We start from the raw sequence: 18,168 nt of genomic DNA on the forward strand, positions 1-18,168 counted from the left end.
GTGCCGACCCGTTACCTCTCGGCGTCGGCAAGGTCATAAAGTACCCTCCCGATCGGCTCGGGGTCTTCGGAGGGATGGCTGTGCCTGGAATCTTGGTGCACGAATGGATCGCACGCGACGGAGGTTCGGAGAAGGTTCTCGACGAGTTCGTCCGCACCTTTCCCGACGCCGACGTCCTGTGCCTGTGGGACGACGCCGACCGGTATCCGGGGCGGACGGTGCACGAGAGCGGTCTGGCACGCACACCTCTGCGTAGGAGCAAGGCGCTGGCGTTGTCGGCCATGCCGTACGTCTGGCGTCGCCGACCCGGTTCGTACGACTTCGCCCTGGTCAGCTCGCATTGTTTCGCCCACCACGTGACCTTCCGGGGCGCACCGAGCGGGTTCGAGAAGTTCGTCTACGTACACACTCCGGCGCGCTACCTGTGGAATCCGGAACTCGACGATCGGGGTGCCTCGGCCGCGGTGCGGTGCGCGGCACCTCCGTTGCGTGCCCTCGATCGGCGTCGCGCGCGGGAGGGTGCACACTTCGCCGCGAACAGCGATTTCGTGCGTCGCCGCATCGAGCGGGCCTGGGGTGTCGAGGCGCGTGTGATCTTCCCTCCCGTCGAGACGGCCCGCATCTCGTCGGTGCCCGACTGGCGTGACGAACTGTCCGCCGCCGAATCCGCCCTGCTGGAGGGGCTTCCGGAGACCTTCGTGCTGGGGGCGTCGAGGTTCGTGCCGTACAAGCGACTGGATTGGGTGATCCGGGCAGCCGACCTCGCCGGGGTGCCGGCGGTGATCGCGGGATCGGGGCCGGAGGAGGGCCGGCTGCGGCAGCTCGCCGACGAGGCGACGGTGCCGGTCCACGTGCTCGCTCGACCGTCGGACGCCCTGCTCTACGCGCTCTACCAGCAGGCCCACGTCTACGTCTTTCCTGCGGTGGAGGACTTCGGGATCATGCCCGTCGAGGCACGTGCGGCAGGGGCGCGTGTGGTCGTCAACGCGCTCGGAGGTGCTGGTGAGACGGTTGCCGAGGGGGTCGACGGGTTGTGTTTCCGCGAGGACAGGGTGGAGGCGGTCGCCGAGTGCATCGCCGCGATCGACAGTGTGCCGAAGGGCCGTAACGAGGCCGTCGCCGCGCTGTCCTCGGAGAACTTCCAGCAGCACATCCGCGACTGGGTCGGGGAGGGGATCGGAACGGCGTGACTCACATCATACTACCGACGAGTAGACGAACTCTTGTCGCCGGTTCGCCTCTGTTGTACCTTTCTCCCGGGTCGGGGGCCTGCTGATGGGGTTCGATGGGGGATCGTCATGGCTCACTGCCGCCGGCCGAGCTGCGTTCGTCGCCGCTTCATGAATGTGTTCTTTGCTGAAGTAACTACGCGCACAAGTAATTCGAGCTACGCGTAGCTTCTTCGCTTCAGGGTGGAATCACCCGCGTCACTGTGATCCGTTGCACTGAAACAGGATTCGCGTTCCTTCGAGAAAACGGACATAATCACCGAATCGTTCATCTGGCTGTCGGGGCCACTTCGCGTGGAGTAGGCAAGCAGGAGAAGTATGGGGATCGGACCCGAGTTGGCGCGCCGCAACGCGCCGACCCACGACACGAGCGACGGTCACGGAAGTGTCCCGCGCAGACAATGGCAGCGCACCTATCTCCGGTCGCTGGCGATCACCGACACGACGATCGTCGTCACGACCGTCGTCCTGGCGCAGGGGGCCGGGACGATGATCGGTGGACCGGTCGACCCGGGGTCCTCGGTGACCCGAGGACTCGCCTCGGCGATCGTGGTGGCCGGCCTGTGGCTTGCGATTCTGGCACTCAACGGAACTCGCAAGAAGCCGATCGTGGGCAGCGGCGAGGAGGAGTACCGGCTCGTCACGAGGGCGACCCTGCAGACCTTCGGTCTGCTCGCGATCGCCTCGTTCCTCGTCGACTCGTTCGCCACCGACCTCGACACGATCCGGGTCTACGTGTTGCTGGCCATGCCGGTCGGCCTGGTCGTTCTGCCGCTCGGACGTCGATGGTGCCGTCGTTCGATCGAACGCCGGCGTGTGCGGGGCGAGTTCCGGACCTCGGTGCTCGTCGTCGGCTCCGAACGCGCGGTGGATGCGATGGTCGGATCGTTCGTCCGCGACACCTCGGCCGGATACCGCGTCGTCGGTGTGTGCACCACCGGGTACACGGGGGAGAGCGGGCGCACCATCACCGTCGCCGGACAGGAGATCCCGGTACTCGGTGCGGAAACCGACGTGATCAACGCCGTCAAGCTCTCCGGCGCCGACACCGTCGCGATCGCTGCCGGAACGCACTGGGGGAACGGTGATATCGGCGAGCTCGCATGGGAACTCGAGCCGTATCGCGTCGATCTCGTGGTGGCTCCCGGCGTCACCGACATCGCCCTGCCGCGACTGTCGATGCATCCCGTGGGTGGGTTGCCGTTCGTGCACGTCGAGGAGCCGCAGTACCGCGGGTCGCATCGGATCGCCAAGACGACCTTCGACCTCGTGTGCGCGGTCCTCGCCCTCACGATCGCGGCGCCGGTCATGCTTGTGGTCGCCGCGCTGATCAAACTCCAGGACGGCGGTCCGGTCTTCTATCGGCAGGAACGCGTCGGCCTGGGCGGCACCGTCTTCCGGATGTGGAAGTTCCGATCGATGGTCGTCGATGCCGACCGGATGGTCGATACGGTCCGCGCGCAGACCGGTCAGGAGGACGCGACCTTCTACAAGTCGGCCCGCGACCCGCGGATCACGCCGGTGGGACGGTTCATCCGCCGCACCAGCATCGACGAACTGCCACAGCTGTTCAACGTCCTCGCCCGCGACATGAGTCTCGTGGGGCCGCGTCCCCTCGCGGTGGGTGAGGGTGAGAAGATCCCGGGCTTCGTTCCACGCCGCATCCTGGTGCGACCCGGCATGACGGGATTGTGGCAGGTCTCCGGGCGATCCGACCTGTCCGAAGCCGACCGCATCCGCCTCGATCTGTTCTATGTGGCGAACTGGTCGATGGTGCAGGATCTGCTCATCGTCGTGAAGACGGTGCGCGCGGTGCTCGCGAGCGACGGCGCCTACTGACCCCACCGCAGTGCGGGGTTTCGTAGCCGGTGGGCAGGGAACCCTTCGACTTCGCCGTGGGATCTGCAGGAGGAGTCGAAGGTGAACACGTCCGTGCGGGGTTTCCAACCCGATCCCGACGACATCCCGCTGATCACCTCGCTCGACCAGCTCGCCGACGTCGCGACGGATCCGCTGCTCTACCTGCGGTATTCGAAGGGTCCGGCGGCGGATGCCGAGGACGGGCCGAGCCGCGATCGCGAGGCGAACGTGACCCTGCCCGGGCTCGTCGCCACCACCCTCGCTCCGGAGCCGTGGTGGCGCCGGCCCGTCAAGGACTGGGTCGCCCGCCGTGTCTGCACGTGCACCGGGTTCGGCGACGAGGACGGTCGGTTCGTCTGGATCCTCACGGGCAGGATGGTCGGGCGCGGTCCCGGCCACGAACCGTTGCTCGTCGACGTCCGGCCCCATGCCCGGCTCGGCAGGAATGTGCTCGACGAGGCGAAGAGGTGGTACGAGGAGCACTTCGACGTCGACGGTGATTCGCACAGGAGCGACTGAGAACCGTTCGCGCAGAACGCAGGAAGCCCACCCCGGCATATCGCGGGGTGGGCTTCCGTGTGCGTGTCACACCGGATCTCGCGTGTGCGTCACACCAGATCTCGCGGCGTCCGGCGCTGCCAGCTCTGTGAGTGGACGCGACGATCGCCGTGATCGTCGTCGAGTTCGAAGGCGTCGAGCTCCGCGTTGATCACGAACTCCTCCGGAGTGGACGTGAGGATCGTGCGGGTACGGACCTCGGTGCGCCAGTCGTCCCGCTCGTAGCGCCGCACGGTCTGCGTCTCGCCGCGGACGGAGTTGGGATCGTTACCCCCGAAACTGAACCACTCCTGGGTGCGACGCCGGATGACCGTACCGGTCTCGTCGATCCGGAACGACCCCTGGTCGTCGAGGATGTCGAGGGTCGACACGCCGGTCGCGAGGTCGCGGGTGGTCCGCCAATGGTGCTCGCCCGGCTGCAGCAGGGTGATCCCGAGCTCCGGAGCCGCTTCCGGTTCACCGAATTCGCGCAGATGCGCATCTTCCGCTCGGGACGGGCGCACCGGCAGATGCAGACCACCACCGGTGTACACCGTCACCTCGGCGGGTGTCGGCGACGGCCACGCCAGCGGGAAGTAGGAGGTGGACAGCGACAGGCGCAGACGGTGCCCGGCCGGGAACACGTGGCCCATGCCGTTGAGCTCGATCCGGACGCGGTAGCGCCTTCCCGGCTCGAGGGCTTCCGGCTTCTCACTGCTGTCGCGATGCGTGAGATTGAGCAACCCGTAGGTCACGCGTGTCGCCTCGCCGTTGGGCGCGACGTCGGACAGCCGGGCGGCGAGCATCGCCACCGGTCTGTCGGACGAGACCTCGAGCTCCAGCTCGGGACGGCCGAGAACCTCCGTCGTGGTGTCGAGCGCCTCGGTCTCGAAGACGAGCGCACCGCCATCCTCCTCGCGCTGATCCGACGGCAGGTCGGGAGTCGCGGCGTAGGACGCCCACTTGCCGGCGAACATGCCGACACTCAACGGGGATTGCAGTGCCAGGGGCCGTTCGTCGACGGTGAGGGTGCCGTCGTCGTCGGGATGCAGCGCGTACCGGTCGAAGGTGTAGCGGCGGTTCTCGATGTTCGGCGACGGCCACGACGGTTCGGCCACCCAACGGCCCGGACGTTCCGCGTAGGACGGGTTCGGCTCGATGGAGTCCTGCATCCAGGCACGCACCATCGGTTCGTCCATCATCCCGGTGTCGACGCCCTTGAGCCAGTGGTCCCACCACCGCACGACCTCCTGCAGGAAACCGATCTCCGGGCCGGGGACCCCGAGATGCGGGTACTTGTGGCCCCACGGTCCGATCAGTCCCTGGCGGGGAACGTCGAGATGTTCCATCAACCGGAAGATGGCGTTGGTGTAACCGTCGGCCCAGCCACCCACGGCGAGGACCGGGCATCGCACGGACGAGTAGTCCTCGTTGACGGAGGCACGCTTCCAGTAATCGTCCCGGTGCTGGTGTTCGAGCCACTTCTCGATCCACAGGCCGCTGCCCTCGAGACGTTCGTGCCACATCTCGCGCCAGCGATCGCCGACGATGGCGGGGTCGGGAGGCAGGCTGTTGAAGGCGAACATCACCGTCGCCTCGGACAGGTTGTCGGACAACAGGCAACCACCCATGTAATGCATGTTGTCGACGTACAGGTCCTCGGTGGCGGAAGCACTGACGATGGCCTTCAGGGCGGGTGGCCGGCGTGCCGCGACCTGCAGGCTGTTGAAGCCACCCCACGAGATGCCCATCATGCCGACCGAACCGTCGCACCACGGTTGCGCCGCAAGCCATTCGATGACCTCGCAGGCGTCGTCGTGTTCGTCGGCGAGGTACTCGTCGAGCAGCACGCCGTCGGAATCGCCGCTGCCGCGCATGTCCACGCGCACGCAGGCGTAGCCGTGGCCGGCCATGTAGGGGTGGTTCAACGCGTCACGTCCGCGCGTGGAGTCCCGCTTGCGGTACGGGATGTATTCCAGCACAGCGGGTACCGGATGTGCTTCGGCGTCGACGGGCAGCCAGATCCGCGCCGCGAGCCGAACGCCGTCGCGCATCGTGATGAAGACGTTCTCGATGACACGGACCTCATGGGGGAGGTCTGCGATCGTGCGCATGTAGTGCTCCTCCTAGTCCTCGGGTGCCGGATCGAAGGCGAACGGAAGTGTCTCCAGGCCTTCGTGATAGCGCTGCTCGAGCTGTTCGACACTGTCGGCGCCGATGTACATCGTGCCCAGTTCGTAGCGGTAGGCGTCCTGGTTGGGCAGATCGGCGAGCCGGTCACCGGGAGCGACGTCGATGCACACCAGGGCGCCGGGGATCCGTTCGCGGAGACGGGCGATGTCGGCTTCCGAGGGCACCGACGTGACGATGCCGTCCTCGTAGTGCGGGATGATGCACTTCGCTGCGACGGCGTATTCGCCCTGCCGGTACGGCATGCGGGGCTGCCGGCCGAGGGCGATGTCGATGGCCACCTCGTGGTTGGAGCTGCCGTCGACCTTGGCGAACAATTCGCTGTGCGACTGGGAGATCCGGGTGTTGACCTCGATCAGCCAGAGCTTGTCGTTCTCCTCGTCCCACATGAACTCGGAGTTGAAGCAGCCGTTGTCGAAGCCGACGTGGCGCAGGTAGCGCTCGGTGATGTCGATCATGCGTGCCTGCACTTCCTCGGGCACGGTGCTCGCCGGGTAGTCGAGGCGTTCGAAGCTGTGCCCGGCGGCGTCCTTGCGCATGTCGAACACGCCGTGGACGTTGAACTGCCCCTGGAACATCGTGCCCTCGGGGGCGGACTGGGTACCGCTGACGACCTGCTCGGCGAGGCAGGTGGTGCCCGAGCTCTTCCCGATCTCGTCCGGGAGGTCGACGCGGCGCAGAACCTCGTCGAAAGCGTTACCGACGAGTCCGATCTTCTCGCGGATCTCGACGAGGGCCTCGGCGAATTCCTGCTCGTTGTGGATCTCGAATCCGAGTTGCGACGAATGCGACTTCACGGGCTTGACCCAGAACGGGAAGTCGAGCTCGATGCTGTCGAGGGCGTTGTCGTCGAAGGGGTCGAACGAGTTGAACTGCGGGAGGCACTCGGGGACCGATTCCTTCTGGACGAGTCGGCTCCAGTACTTGTGCTCGGTGGCGACGATGCTGCGCAGCGGCGGCGAGGGGATGTTCCGTTCGGCGGCGAGGATGGGGGCGAGCACGCTGGTGGGGAAGTCCCAGTGGGCGATGATCCCGTCCACGCTGCCAGGGAAATCGTCGAGTTCGCGCCGGCAGGCGTCGAGGAGATCGTCGAACACGTATTCGTCCGGCTCCACCAGGCTTTCGTAATCGAGGAGGCCGTGGAAGCTCAGCTGTTCGGCGCCGCGTACGGTCTCGAGCTCCTTGCGCTGGATATCGGTGAGTCCGAGGACGAAGATGTTGGTGCTCATAGATGAAGCCTTCCCGATCCCTCGCATCACAAAACAAACCGGTATCGAAACAAACCGCAGGAAAGGTACTTTCACGCGCAACCGCCCCGGCTCGCGGGTCGGGGCGGTTGTATCGGAAGGGGTCAGGGAGTCTCGGGGTCGAGGGCGTCCTTGACCTTGCCCACGAGTCCTTTCTCCGTTCCCATTGCGGCAGAACGGGGCTTGCCCTGCGACCCGTCGTAGGTCGCGTACAGCTTCGGGTCCGGCGGCGGTGCGCTCGCCACATCGCCCAGCGGGACGGGGTCGGCGAGGAACGACATGGGTGTCGTGCCGTCGGGGCCGGTGCCGTGCGCCCAGCGACCCTGATCGGCGGCCGCGCCGTCGGACAGGTACCACAGGCTGGACGCGTGCTCGGAGTGCTCCTCGTCGAACAGTGCGTTCGGGGCGATCGGGCTGGGCTCGATACCGTCGGCCTTCAGTTCCTCGATGGCCGCGAGCCACAGGTTCTGGTGGTAGGTGTCGCGGGCGAGGTTGAACCGGAGCATGTCGTTGACACCCGGATCGTCCGTCATGTTGTACAACCGGGCTGTCTGCACTCTGCCCTGCGCTTCGGCGGCGACGTTGGCGTGGAAATCGGCGAGAAGATTGCCGCTGGCCACGATGAAGCGGCCGTTCCTGGGCACACCGTTGCTGTCGGAGAGGGTGGGTCCGCCACCGGAGATGATGGCCTGCTGAGGATCCATGCCGCCGAGTACCGCTGCGACCACCGGATCGGCGGCGGCGTTCTTGGTGGACTCCGTGGCGGGTGCGCCTTCGAGGAGACGCGCCACCATGGTGGCGATCATTTCGACGTGCCCGATCTCCTCGGTGGCAACGTCCATGATCATGTCCTTGTACTTGCCGGGCATTCGACAGTTCCAGCCCTGGAACAGGTACTGCATGGTCACGGTCATCTCGCCGTACGCGCCGCCGATCAACTCCTGGAGTTTGCGGGCGTAGACGGGATCGGGCTTCTCCGGCTTGACGTCGAACTGCAGATGGTCTGTGTGACGAAACATGTTGCCCCTCGAATGCCGATTGTCGTGCGAAGACGTGTCGCGCGAGAAGGCGCGACTGTGCACACACCCGTGGCGCCTGGTCTCGACGCCGCCTCGGTTGGCCCGTGGTGCTATGTGCGGCTACCCCTGCTCGAGCAGCTCAAACGCCTGGGGATTGCCACCGTTTGTCAACGGTTGTGTGTCAACGTGGAGGGATGGAGAACAGGCCGGAATCCACCCTCGACGACGTCGGGAAGGTGGCTCGCAGCAAGGGCGTGGCGTGGTTGCGGACCGCTGCGGCGGCCGTGCTCGTGATCGTGCTGGTGGCCGGAGTGCTGGGCTTTCTCGGCGTGCGGAGTTCGACGGCCACTGCGCAGGGCGGCGGGTACGAACTCGAACTGACCTATCCGCGCATCGCGCGCTCCGGTCTCGACGTTCCCTGGGCGGTGACGGTGCGCCGTGACGGCGGTTTCGACGGGGAGATCGTCCTGGCAATCGACACGTCCTATTTCGAGGTCCTCGAGATGCGGGGCCGGCTGCCCGAGCCGTCCTCGGAGACCGCGGGCGAGGGGCTGGCGTACCTGACCTTCGACCCGCCACCCGGCGACGAGTTCACCTTCGCGCTCGACGTGCGGATCCGGGCCGGGAGGCAATGGGGCGAATCGGGCTCCGTCTCGGTGATGGACGCCGAGAAATCGGCAGTGACAATCTATTTCGATACCTGGCTGGTGCCCTGATGGAAATCGTGATCCGCGCGCTCGTCCTGTTCCTGTTCCTGTGGGGGATCACCCGCCTCGTCGGCCGATCGAGTGTCGGCGAACTGAGCACGTTCCAACTCGTGTTGTTCGTGGCCATGGGCGATCTCGTGCAGCAGGGGATCACGCAGGACGACGTGTCCATGACGAGTGCGGTCCTCACCATCGGTGTCTTCGCGGTGCTGACCCTGGCCCTGTCGATGATCAACGCCCGATTTCCGCGGATGCGCGGCATCACGCACGGGGTCCCCGTGGTGATCGTCCACGACGGTGAACCCGACCTGCAGAACCTGAAACGGGAACGTCTGTCCCTCGACGACCTCATGGCCGCCGCGCGTCAACAGGGCATCCGGCGGTTCGCCGACATCGACCTCGCGGTGCTCGAGACGAACGGGAGGATCTCCTTCTTCGCCCGGACGAGCGCTCAGGACGGCGCGCCGGAGGAACCCGACCCGGCGTGACGGGGTGCCGCGCCGTCCTGACGCTCAGGTATTGCGTCCGGTCAGTGCGTCGCGCAGTCGGTCCACCATGCCGACCCCCGGTCCGACGGTCTTGTGGAACAGTTCGGAATGCGGCGCGGACGGATGCGGCCGGGTCGGGGCCAGCTTCTTGGCGGCCTGTACCTTGGTGCCGACCTCCACGAGGGTGTCCTGCCCGAGATGCGTCCTCAACGCCGGGAACTGGTCGGATTCTTCGTCGTTCGCGTGGTGGCGCAGAAGATCCTGCAACTTCTTCACCAACGTCGTGAACTCCGCACTCGATGCTTCCGCGCCCTCGAGTTGCTTCATCACCTGCACGATCTCGTCGTGCTCCTCCTTGTCGTGTTCGACGGCTTCCGTGCCGCCGGAATTCGGTCCCTCGTGGGCGGTTTCGGTCATCGATGTCTCCTTCGAACGGTCAGGATCGTCCGGTATCGCCGGTCTCGTCCGGTTCGTCCTCGCCCTCCGCCTGGTCGGGCTGCTGCGGAGCCTTGGAGAGGAGGTTGTCGGGATCGGCGTCGGGATCTTCGGCTGCGTCGTACGGATCGGCAGAACCGTCTGTGCTGCTCATGTACCAAGGGGTTCACCACTACCGGCGAGGGCAAACACTCCGGCGACCGACGGGGATTCGCATCCTGCCGGGGTAGGTGGTTTGGGGAGCCGGGCGGGGGTAGTCCTAGGGAGACCGCCTTTCACCGAGAAATGTTCGGAGGAAGATCATGACCGGACCGCACGACACTCCCGATCTCGACGACGTGATCGACCCGACCGAGTCCGCGCCCAAGGATCGGCGCGAGCACGGCAAGTCGCCGGACCGCGTCGACGACGACTATCTCGAGTACCGCACGGAGCAGGAACGCATTGCCGCCGGCGTCGAGGACTACGACCCCGACCACGTCCCACCCGCAACCGAGTAGCCGCTGCGTCACAGACGGATTCTCGGCGAACCATCGGAAGGAGCAGAGAGATGGAACGAGGGAGCGACAAGCACGGTCCGAAGAAGGACGACGCGCTCGCAGAGGAAACCGAAGGAATGATCCGCGCCAACCGTCCGACCCGCGCCGACGAGGCACGCGATCCGGAGCCGCCGGCCGACGACGATCCGGATGTGCGGCCCTGGCACACCGAAGGTCCGGGCGGCGGAGCTTCGGAGGGCGGGGGTCCGGAGGGCGGGGGTCCGGCGGGCTCTGCCTGAGTCGATGCGAGCGTGGCGCGTGGTGGAGCCCGGCCCCGTCGCCGGTCACCCTTTGCGGTTCGAATCCGTCCCGCTTCCCGAGACCGGACCGAACGATCTTCTGGTGCGCGTGCTGGCCTGCGGTGTGTGCCGCACCGACCTGCACGTCGCCGAGGGGGATCTCCCCGTCCACCGGGCGGGTGTCGTCCCGGGGCACGAGGTGGTCGGCGTGGTCCATCGAGTGGGGGAGGCGGTCGAAGGGTTCGCCGACGGCGACCGCGTCGGCGTGGCCTGGCTGCGTTCGACCTGTGGGCAGTGCCGCTACTGTCGTCGTGGCGACGAGAACCTGTGCCCGGATTCGAGATACACCGGTTGGGACGAGGACGGCGGGTACGCCGAGTTCGTCGCCGTACCGGCGGCGTACGCCCTCCCGCTGCCCGACGGATACGAGGACGTCGAACTCGCTCCGCTCCTCTGTGCCGGCATCATCGGCTACCGCGCGCTGAAGCGCGCCTCGGTTCCCGACGGCGGGAGGCTCGGCATCTACGGCTTCGGCGGCAGCGCCCACATCGCGGCGCAGGTCGCCCTGGCGCGAGGTGCCGAGGTGCACGTCATGACGAGGAGCGAGGATGCGCGGAATCTGGCCCGCGAACTCGGGGCCGCGTCGGTGCAGGGCGCCGCGGACGCGCCACCGGTGCCCCTCGATGCCGCCATCCTCTTCGCACCCGTCGGCGACCTCGTGCCGCCCGCACTCGAAGCACTCGACCGCGGCGGCATCCTGTCGATCGCCGGCATCCATCTGACGGACGTCCCGCAACTGAACTACCAGCGGCATCTGTTCCACGAGCGCGAGATTCGGTCGGTGACCGCCAATACCCGTAAGGATTCCCGGGAGTTCCTCGCGTTCGCCGGGCAGCACCGCATCAGGGTCGCGACGATGCGATACGGGCTGGACGACGCCGATCGCGCGCTGGCGGATCTCGCCGGCGACCGCGTGCGCGGCGCTGCCGTCCTCGTCCCCTGATGGTCCGGATCGATACGGTGCGCTCCGCCCGAGATCACCAAGTCGGGACTTTCTACCCTACGGGAACATCCCGCCCGGGACGACGATAATAGTGTCGGACCCAGGAGGGCCCCTCGGACTTCTCACCCACGAGGAGATGAGGACAATGTCGACATCATCGGCTCATTCTGCAATGCACACCCATCCCGACATCGTCGAGATGCGCGAACGCTACGACCGGATGGGCGAACAGCCCACAGTCCAGGTCACCGACGGATTGATGATGGTTGCCGGTCTGTACGCGGCGGCATCCGCCTGGATCATCGGCTTCGCCGATCAGACGGCACTCGCCACCACCAATCTGATCTGCGGCCTCGCGGTCGCACTGCTCGCCATGGCGCTCGGTTCGGCCTACGGCCGCACCCACGGTCTGGCGTTCGTCGCGCCGCTGCTCGGTCTGTGGTTGTTCGTCTCGCCGTGGCTGGTCAGCGGAGTAGATACCAGTACGTCCATGATCTGGTCCCACGTCATCGTGGGTGCGATCGTGTTCGTCCTGGGCGTGGCCGCGGCTGCGATGGGCACCGGCCTGATGGACCGTTCGCGTTGACGGTGCAGTAACCCGGGTATACGGGACCCGGACGGTGCTGCCGGCTGCATGTCTGAACCGGCAGCACCTCACCGGGTGCGGCGTCCGGACACCGATTCCGGCTACCGAGGGCAATACCCCTCGGTCGAACGCTGCAACCCCGTTGCCGTTTCGCTGCCACGATGCAGTATGCACACCGGTGAAGGCCGCGGCGCTCGTAGTGCGAACTCGGTGAGGTTCGAACGACAATTGCGAGAATCCATCGAGGAACTCGCTCGTGAGATGCACGACGACCGATGGCCCGCGTTCGCTTCCCGAGCGGCCCGTCTGGGTGCTTCGAGGGATGTCATCGGGCAGGCGAAGGGCGTTCTCATGGAACGCTTCGGCCTCGACGCGGAGAGCGCATTCGAAATGCTGCGCAGGTTGTCCCAGGAGCGCAACCAACTCGTGCGCGACCTTGCCGTCGAGGTGGTCGAGACCGCCCGACCTCCGCGTGAACGGTAGAGCGAATCCTCCCCAGGCGGATGCGCCGGATCGCCCGGAACTGAGCACCGTGCGCATCCATTCAGTGTGTCGTGCGTCACATCTGATCAAAATGATGCGCTGGAAAATCTTATGTTGACGAGTTCGCCTAGCTCAATCAACTATTGCTGTACCAAATGACGCGATCGAAGTGGCGCAGACACAATCGGACGCCGCGACGAAGGACGGGTGGTACGCAATGACCGAGACCGCAATCCGGGAGAGCGAACGACTTCCCTACGACCTCGACGACCGATATCGCTCGGGCTCCGGCACCGTGCTGCTCACCGGCGTGCAGGCCATCGCCCGGCTGTTCGTCGAACAGCAGGTACGGGCCATGCGGGACGGTCGCCGGGTGGCGACCTTCGTCTCCGGATATCAGGGCAGCCCCCTCGGTGGTCTCGACAAGATGCTCCACGGCATGCCGAAGGTCCTCGCCGAGCACGACATCACCTTCGTGCCCGGATTCAACGAGGAACTCGCCGCCACCGCGGTGTGGGGCAGCCAGGGACAGCTCGGCGCCGGCACACCGACTCACGACGGCGTCGTCGGCGTCTGGTACGGCAAGGGCCCCGGCCTCGACCGCGCCACCGACGCGCTGCGTCACGCCAACATGTACGGCGTGAACCCGAACGGCGGCGTGCTGCTCATGGTGGGTGACGACCCCGCGTCGAAGTCGTCGACCGTGCCCGCCGTCAGCGAGCGATCCCTCGCCGCCCTCGGCATCCCGGTCCTGTTCCCGCGCAACGCCGCCGAGATCGTCACCCTGGGCCTGCACGGCGTCGCGCTGTCGCGTGCCTCGGGCTGCCTCGTCGCCCTCAAGATCGTCGCGGACGTCGCCGACGGCGCCTGGTCCGTCGACGGCTCCATCTCCGACCTGCCCATCGCGGTCCCCGAGATCGAATGGGAAGGACGGCCGTTCGTCTACAAGCAGCGCCCCATGGCCGCGCCCGGCGACAGCGTCATCGCCGAGGCCGACCTCTACGGCCCGCGCTGGAAGATCGTCCAGGAATACGGCCGCCTCAACGGCCTCGACGTGATCGAGGTCGACCCGCCGCAGGCCCGCGTCGGCCTCGCCGCCACCGGCACCACCTTCGACGCCCTGCGCCAGACCCTGCTCGACCTCGGTGTCGACGACGCCGCGCTGCACCGCGCCGGCATCCGACTGCTGCGCATCGGCATGCCGTACCCCATCGGTCCCGAGATCGTCCGCGAATTCGCCCGCGGCCTCGACGAACTGATCGTGGTCGAGGACAAGACCGCCTTCGTCGAGACCCAGATCCGCGAGATCCTCTACGGCACCGCGAACGCCCCGCAGATCGTCGGCAAGAAGGACGCCGACGGCCGCCCGCTCGTGCCCGTCGACGGTGAGCTCACCGCAGGTCGCCTGCGCGGCCCGCTGCGTCGCGTGTTGCGCGGCCACGTCGAACTCGGTCCCGCACCCCTGCCGCAGTTGTCGCTCGAGGTGCTGTCGACCCAGCGCACCCCCTACTTCTGCAGCGGCTGCCCGCACAACCGATCCACCGCTCTGCCGGAGGGTTCGATCGGCGGCGGCGGCATCGGCTGTCACACCCTCGTCACCCTGTCCGGCCGCAAGGACAGCGCCGTCACCGGCCTGACCCAGATGGGTGGCGAAGGTGCGCAGTGGATCGGCCAGGCGCCGTTCACCGACATCGGCCACATGTTCCAGAACCTCGGCGACGGAACCTATTTCCACTCCGGTCAGCTCGCCGTCCAGGCGTGCGTCGCCGCCGGCGTGAACATCACCTTCAAGCTGCTCTACAACGACGTCGTGGCGATGACCGGCGCGCAGGACGCCGAAGGCGCCCTGAAGATCCCGGCGCTGACCCACAAGCTCACCACCGAGGGTGTCCGCAAGATCATCATCTGCTCCGACGAACCGAAGCGCCTCCGCAAGCGCACCCTTGCCCGCGGCACCGAGGTCTGGCACCGCGACCGGCTCGACGAGGCGCAGAAGCTGCTGCGCGAGATCGAGGGCGTCACCGTGCTCATCTACGACCAGCACTGCGCCGCCGACGCGCGCCGTCAGCGCAAGCGTGGCACCCTGCCCGCCCGCACGACCCGCGTCGTCATCAACGAAGCGGTGTGCGAGGGCTGCGGCGACTGCGGCGTCAAGAGCAACTGCCTGTCGGTGCAGCCGGTCGACACCGAATTCGGTTCGAAGACCCGCATCGATCAGACCTCCTGCAACACCGACTACTCGTGCCTCGACGGCGACTGCCCGTCCTTCGTGACCGTCGAGACGTCGCTCGAGAAGCCGAAGCGTCGCAAGGCTCCGACCCCGCCGCGCATCCCGGACGCCGCCATCGACACCCCCAAGGGAACCCGCAACGTCTTCCTCGCGGGCATCGGCGGCACCGGCATCGTCACCGTCAACCAGGTGCTCGCCACGGCCGCACTGCGCGCCGGATTCGAGGTCGAGTCGCTCGACCAGATCGGCATGAGCCAGAAGGCCGGCCCGGTGGTCTCCCACCTGCGCTTCGCCGCCGACGGACTCGAGCCCGGCAACCGCGTCGGCCCGGGCGGTGCCACCGCTCTGCTCGCGCTCGACCTGCTCACCGCGACCGAGCCGAAGAACCTCGCCTACGCGAACCGTGAGGAGACCGTGGCAGTCGCGTCGACGAGCCGCGTCCCCACCGGCGACATGGTCTACGACCGCTCTGTCCGGCACCCCGACGAGCACGACCTGCTCGCCCGCCTCGACACCGCGACCCGCACGACCGTCTCGTTCGACGCCCTCGCCGCAGCCCAGGCGCTGTTCGGTGAGACCTCGGCCGCGAACTTCCTCGTCGTGGGCGCCGCCCACCAGCTCGGCGGACTCGAGATCCCCGCCGACGCCATCGAGGAGGCCATCGAGATCAACGGTGTGGCCGTCGCGACCAACATCGCCGCCTTCCGCTGGGGCCGGGTGGCCGTCGCGGATCCCGCGGCCTTCGCCGCCGCGACCGCACCGGCCCCCACGGAGCGCGCCGCCACCGTCGCACCGGAGCGTCTGTTCGCCGGCACCACCTTCACGGGTGAGGTCGAGCGGCTCGTGCGGATCCGCGCCGCGTCGCTGATCGACTTCCAGAGCGAAGCCCTCGCCGCCCGCTACATCGCGCAGGTGCAGGCGGCCTGGGAGGCCGAGCGTCGCGTCACGAACCGCACGGACTTCAGCGAGGCCGTCGCCCGCGGACTGTTCAAGTTCACCGCCTACAAGGACGAGTACGAGGTCGCCCGCATGCTCGTCGACCCGGCCTTCCTCGACGAGGTGCAGGGCCAGGTCCCCGGTGGGCGCAAGCTCACCTACCGCCTGCACCCGCCGGCGCTGCGCGCACTCGGCCGTGAGAAGAAGGTCGGCTTCGGACCGAAATCGCATGTCGCGCTGAAGGCTCTGGCCAAGGCGAAGCGTCTGCGCGGCACGAAGCTCGATCCCTTCGGCTACGCCCACGTCCGCCGCGTCGAGCGTGCTCTGCTCGCCCACTACACCGCCACGATCCAGCGGCTCGCCGCCGGCCTGGACGTCGACTCCTACGACCGCGCCGTCGAGATCGCGGCCCTGCCCGACATGGTGCGCGGCTACGAGGACGTCAAGCTCCGCTCCGTCGAGCAGTACCGGGCCCGCCTCGCCGAGCTCGGCATCGACACCGACTTCTGAAGCACGAACACCCTCTGCTGCAAAGGAACCCACCGATGACCACCTCTGTTCTCGACCTCCCCGAGTTCACCACGTCCGACGGCGTGTTCGGCCGCTCGGCCCGCCTGACCGACCGTCCGCACGAGCAGGTCGTCTTCCATCACGACGCGGCCACCGGCTTGCGCGCCATCGTCGCGATCCACTCCACCGCACTCGGACCCGCCCTCGGCGGCACCCGCTTCTACCCCTACGCGGACGAGATGTCGGCACTCGAGGACGTGCTGCGACTGTCGTGGGGCATGACCTACAAGGCCGCGGTGTCCGGTGTGAACCTCGGTGGCGGCAAGGCCGTCATCATCGGTGATCCGAAGATGGACAAGAACGACGAACTGCTCGCCGCCTACGGACGATTCGTCGAGTCACTCGGTGGTCGCTACATCACCGCCGCCGACGTGGGAACCCGCGCGGAGGACCTCGACGTGGTGGGCCGGCACACCGCCCACGCCGTGGGGCGCACCGTCGCCGCCGGCGGATCCGGCGACAGCTCGCCGCTGACCGCGCTCGGTGTCTTCCAGGCCATGCGTGCCGGCGCTCGGACGGTCTGGGGCGAAACGACTCTCGCGGGTCGCACGGTCGGTGTCGAGGGTCTCGGCAAGGTCGGCTACGAACTCGTGAAGCTGCTCGTCGCCGACGGTGCCGAGGTGATCGTCTCCGACGTGAACCCCGCCGCGGTCGCCCGCGTGGTCGACGAGTTCCCGGCGCAGGTCACCGACAACGTCGTCGCCTCGTCCGCCGACGTCTACGCCCCGTGCGCTCTCGGCGGCACGCTGACCTCGACCACCGCTGCCCACCTCGACGCACGTCTCGTGTGCGGTGCGGCCAACAACCAGCTCGCGCAGCCCGAGGTGGAGGGCCTGCTGGGCAAGCGCGGAATCGTCTGGGTACCCGACTATGTCGCGAACGCGGGCGGACTGATCCAGGTCGCCGGCGAGGTCGACGGATCCGCCGCCGACGTCGTCCGCACACGAGTGGAGTCGATCTTCGAGCGCACCGCCGAGATCTTCGACGTCTCCAGCACTCTCGGCGTCACGCCGGGCGCAGCGGCCAACCGGATCGCCGAGCGCCGCATCGATACTGCCTGATCCGCACAGGGGAACTGATCCGCACAGGGGAACTGATCCGCACAGGGGAACAAGGGGAGGCGCCGCGAGGTGCCTCCCCTTCTCGTGTCTTCAGGAGTTTCCGGCCGACGAGGAACGCCCGTGCCCCGCATTGCGGGTGATGTGCTCGACGAGTGGCTGCGTCCGGTACTCGATCGGCGTGGTGAGCGCGAGCGTCGTGGTGGTGTGCGCGACGCCCTCGATGGCGTGGAGCCGTTCGAGGACCAACAGGAGGTCCTCCTGGGACTGCGCCGCCATCCGGATCAGGAGATCCTCCCGGCCCGTTGTCGCGTGGACTTCCAATACCTCTGGGAATTGGCCTAATTGGGCGATCACATGCCCCATCTGTGCCTGGACGAGCTCGGCGCCGATGAACGCCTGCAGCGGCACACCCAGCTTCGGCAGGTCGACGACCGGTCGGTATCCGGTGACGGCACCGGACTCCTCGAGTTTTCTGATGCGCGACTGCACGGTGTTGCGGGCGATGCCGAGCTTCGCCGACAGGTCGACGATTCCTGCCCGGGGGTTGTGCGTGAGCTCTCCGAGGAGAGCTGCGTCGAGCCGGTCGAGACTGAACACGATGACACCCTTTCCGTTGTGATGCGCGTCACCACTCGAGCATAATGCTCAGCCGAACAGAAAGATATTGACACTTCACGAGCCAGTGCCATGATTGCTACATCAAATGCTCACGCAAACACTGCTTGCTGCAACGTAATGCGCGCGAAGTGAGCGACATGCCTACCCCTCGCCCGGACCAGGCGTGGCGGGCGCCGCAATCACCCCGAGGA

The 18,168-nt window shown here is 67.2% G+C and carries 17 protein-coding genes and 1 pseudogene; 12 read left to right on the top strand and 6 right to left on the bottom strand.

Annotated elements, in window-relative coordinates; all coding sequences use genetic code 11:
* The first annotated feature begins 74 nt into the window (after positions 1-74).
* From K3M35_RS14595 to K3M35_RS14605, 3 genes are all read left to right on the top strand, one after another.
* Entirely contained in the window at positions 75-1,190 is a 1,116-nt protein-coding gene (locus K3M35_RS14595; RefSeq protein WP_259444032.1) for a glycosyltransferase, read from the top strand.
* 357 nt (positions 1,191-1,547) lie between these two features.
* Complete coding sequence (locus K3M35_RS14600; protein ID WP_019290937.1) at positions 1,548-3,068, top strand: sugar transferase; 1,521 nt, start codon at positions 1,548-1,550, stop codon at positions 3,066-3,068.
* Positions 3,069-3,149: 81 nt separating this feature from the next.
* Positions 3,150-3,608 (top strand): DUF6098 family protein, encoded by a 459-nt coding sequence (locus K3M35_RS14605; RefSeq protein ID WP_006552614.1) that lies wholly within the window; start codon positions 3,150-3,152, stop codon positions 3,606-3,608.
* Between the two features lie 89 nt (positions 3,609-3,697).
* Here K3M35_RS14605 and K3M35_RS14610 read toward each other — a convergent pair whose 3' ends face one another.
* The 3 genes from K3M35_RS14610 to K3M35_RS14620 all read right to left on the bottom strand — a co-directional run bounded on the left by K3M35_RS14610 (position 3,698) and on the right by K3M35_RS14620 (position 8,082).
* Positions 3,698-5,740: a CocE/NonD family hydrolase gene (locus K3M35_RS14610; protein WP_220666593.1), complete on the bottom strand. Its 2,043-nt coding sequence runs from the start codon at positions 5,738-5,740 to the stop codon at positions 3,698-3,700.
* A gap of 12 nt (positions 5,741-5,752) precedes the next feature.
* Positions 5,753-7,045 (bottom strand): acetyl-CoA carboxylase biotin carboxylase subunit family protein, encoded by a 1,293-nt coding sequence (locus tag K3M35_RS14615; RefSeq protein ID WP_220666594.1) that lies wholly within the window; start codon positions 7,043-7,045, stop codon positions 5,753-5,755.
* A 122-nt stretch (positions 7,046-7,167) separates the two neighbouring features.
* Positions 7,168-8,082, bottom strand: a complete 915-nt coding sequence (locus K3M35_RS14620; protein ID WP_220666595.1) for a manganese catalase family protein — start codon at positions 8,080-8,082, stop codon at positions 7,168-7,170.
* Between the two features lie 194 nt (positions 8,083-8,276).
* On the opposite strand from K3M35_RS14620, the gene K3M35_RS14625 reads away from it, so the two are divergent.
* Both K3M35_RS14625 and K3M35_RS14630 read left to right on the top strand, forming a co-directional pair.
* On the top strand, positions 8,277-8,798 hold the full coding sequence (locus K3M35_RS14625) for a hypothetical protein (protein WP_019290941.1): 522 nt from the start codon (positions 8,277-8,279) through the stop codon (positions 8,796-8,798).
* The gene (locus K3M35_RS14630; protein WP_019290942.1) at positions 8,798-9,277 is read left to right on the top strand and encodes a DUF421 domain-containing protein; all 480 of its coding nucleotides are present in this window, start codon (positions 8,798-8,800) and stop codon (positions 9,275-9,277) included. Before K3M35_RS14625 ends, K3M35_RS14630 begins: the two co-directional genes overlap by 1 nt.
* Before the next feature lie 24 nt (positions 9,278-9,301).
* On the opposite strand, the gene K3M35_RS14635 is transcribed toward K3M35_RS14630, so the two are convergent.
* Together K3M35_RS14635 and K3M35_RS14640 are read right to left on the bottom strand one after the other, a co-directional pair.
* Entirely contained in the window at positions 9,302-9,694 is a 393-nt protein-coding gene (locus K3M35_RS14635) for a hemerythrin domain-containing protein (protein WP_006552609.1), read from the bottom strand.
* A 19-nt stretch (positions 9,695-9,713) separates the two neighbouring features.
* Positions 9,714-9,866, bottom strand: a complete 153-nt coding sequence (locus K3M35_RS14640; RefSeq protein WP_019290944.1) for a hypothetical protein — start codon at positions 9,864-9,866, stop codon at positions 9,714-9,716.
* A 148-nt stretch (positions 9,867-10,014) separates the two neighbouring features.
* Here K3M35_RS14640 and K3M35_RS14645 point away from each other — a divergent pair, with 148 nt between their 5' ends.
* The 7 genes and pseudogenes from K3M35_RS14645 to K3M35_RS14675 all read left to right on the top strand — a co-directional run bounded on the left by K3M35_RS14645 (position 10,015) and on the right by K3M35_RS14675 (position 17,359).
* Positions 10,015-10,212, top strand: coding sequence for a hypothetical protein (locus tag K3M35_RS14645; RefSeq protein ID WP_006552608.1), 198 nt, complete (start codon positions 10,015-10,017; stop codon positions 10,210-10,212).
* 50 nt (positions 10,213-10,262) lie between these two features.
* Positions 10,263-10,490: a hypothetical protein gene (locus tag K3M35_RS14650; protein WP_019290945.1), complete on the top strand. Its 228-nt coding sequence runs from the start codon at positions 10,263-10,265 to the stop codon at positions 10,488-10,490.
* A 4-nt stretch (positions 10,491-10,494) separates the two neighbouring features.
* The gene (locus K3M35_RS14655) at positions 10,495-11,493 is read left to right on the top strand and encodes a zinc-binding alcohol dehydrogenase family protein (protein WP_033096281.1); all 999 of its coding nucleotides are present in this window, start codon (positions 10,495-10,497) and stop codon (positions 11,491-11,493) included.
* A 172-nt stretch (positions 11,494-11,665) separates the two neighbouring features.
* A complete protein-coding gene (locus K3M35_RS14660; protein WP_024101985.1) occupies positions 11,666-12,079 on the top strand; it encodes an SPW repeat protein in 414 nt (137 codons plus the stop codon).
* A 312-nt stretch (positions 12,080-12,391) separates the two neighbouring features.
* A pseudogene (locus tag K3M35_RS26165) lies at positions 12,392-12,562 on the top strand (ANTAR domain-containing protein); the annotation flags it as partial.
* Between the two features lie 217 nt (positions 12,563-12,779).
* Positions 12,780-16,238 carry an indolepyruvate ferredoxin oxidoreductase family protein gene (locus K3M35_RS14670; protein WP_220666596.1) on the top strand — a complete coding sequence of 1,153 codons (3,459 nt, stop codon included), beginning with the start codon at positions 12,780-12,782 and terminating at the stop codon, positions 16,236-16,238.
* A 35-nt stretch (positions 16,239-16,273) separates the two neighbouring features.
* Positions 16,274-17,359, top strand: a complete 1,086-nt coding sequence (locus K3M35_RS14675) for a Glu/Leu/Phe/Val dehydrogenase (RefSeq protein ID WP_220666597.1) — start codon at positions 16,274-16,276, stop codon at positions 17,357-17,359.
* Positions 17,360-17,449: 90 nt separating this feature from the next.
* Here K3M35_RS14675 and K3M35_RS14680 read toward each other — a convergent pair whose 3' ends face one another.
* Positions 17,450-17,956: an Lrp/AsnC family transcriptional regulator gene (locus K3M35_RS14680; protein WP_217579485.1), complete on the bottom strand. Its 507-nt coding sequence runs from the start codon at positions 17,954-17,956 to the stop codon at positions 17,450-17,452.
* Positions 17,957-18,168: the final 212 nt, after the last annotated feature.

The sequence above is a fragment of the Rhodococcus sp. DMU2021 genome, assembly GCF_019641445.1.
GTDB lineage: Bacteria > Actinomycetota > Actinomycetes > Mycobacteriales > Mycobacteriaceae > Rhodococcus > Rhodococcus pyridinivorans.

What these genes read in the sequence shown, in the direction of transcription:
- K3M35_RS14635 (WP_006552609.1), bottom strand. Translation starts at nt 9,694, where the DNA reads ATGACCGAAACCGCCCACGAGGGACCGAATTCCGGCGGCACGGAAGCC.
- K3M35_RS14610 (WP_220666593.1), bottom strand. Translation starts at nt 5,740, where the DNA reads ATGCGCACGATCGCAGACCTCCCCCATGAGGTCCGTGTCATCGAGAAC.
- K3M35_RS14660 (WP_024101985.1), top strand. Translation starts at nt 11,666, where the DNA reads ATGCACACCCATCCCGACATCGTCGAGATGCGCGAACGCTACGACCGG.
- K3M35_RS14675 (WP_220666597.1), top strand. Translation starts at nt 16,274, where the DNA reads ATGACCACCTCTGTTCTCGACCTCCCCGAGTTCACCACGTCCGACGGC.
- K3M35_RS14615 (WP_220666594.1), bottom strand. Translation starts at nt 7,045, where the DNA reads ATGAGCACCAACATCTTCGTCCTCGGACTCACCGATATCCAGCGCAAG.
- K3M35_RS14600 (WP_019290937.1), top strand. Translation starts at nt 1,548, where the DNA reads ATGGGGATCGGACCCGAGTTGGCGCGCCGCAACGCGCCGACCCACGAC.
- K3M35_RS14655 (WP_033096281.1), top strand. Translation starts at nt 10,495, where the DNA reads ATGCGAGCGTGGCGCGTGGTGGAGCCCGGCCCCGTCGCCGGTCACCCT.
- K3M35_RS14670 (WP_220666596.1), top strand. Translation starts at nt 12,780, where the DNA reads ATGACCGAGACCGCAATCCGGGAGAGCGAACGACTTCCCTACGACCTC.
- K3M35_RS14645 (WP_006552608.1), top strand. Translation starts at nt 10,015, where the DNA reads ATGACCGGACCGCACGACACTCCCGATCTCGACGACGTGATCGACCCG.
- K3M35_RS14640 (WP_019290944.1), bottom strand. Translation starts at nt 9,866, where the DNA reads ATGAGCAGCACAGACGGTTCTGCCGATCCGTACGACGCAGCCGAAGAT.
- K3M35_RS14630 (WP_019290942.1), top strand. Translation starts at nt 8,798, where the DNA reads ATGGAAATCGTGATCCGCGCGCTCGTCCTGTTCCTGTTCCTGTGGGGG.
- K3M35_RS14620 (WP_220666595.1), bottom strand. Translation starts at nt 8,082, where the DNA reads ATGTTTCGTCACACAGACCATCTGCAGTTCGACGTCAAGCCGGAGAAG.
- K3M35_RS14650 (WP_019290945.1), top strand. Translation starts at nt 10,263, where the DNA reads ATGGAACGAGGGAGCGACAAGCACGGTCCGAAGAAGGACGACGCGCTC.
- K3M35_RS14595 (WP_259444032.1), top strand. Translation starts at nt 75, where the DNA reads ATGGCTGTGCCTGGAATCTTGGTGCACGAATGGATCGCACGCGACGGA.
- K3M35_RS14625 (WP_019290941.1), top strand. Translation starts at nt 8,277, where the DNA reads ATGGAGAACAGGCCGGAATCCACCCTCGACGACGTCGGGAAGGTGGCT.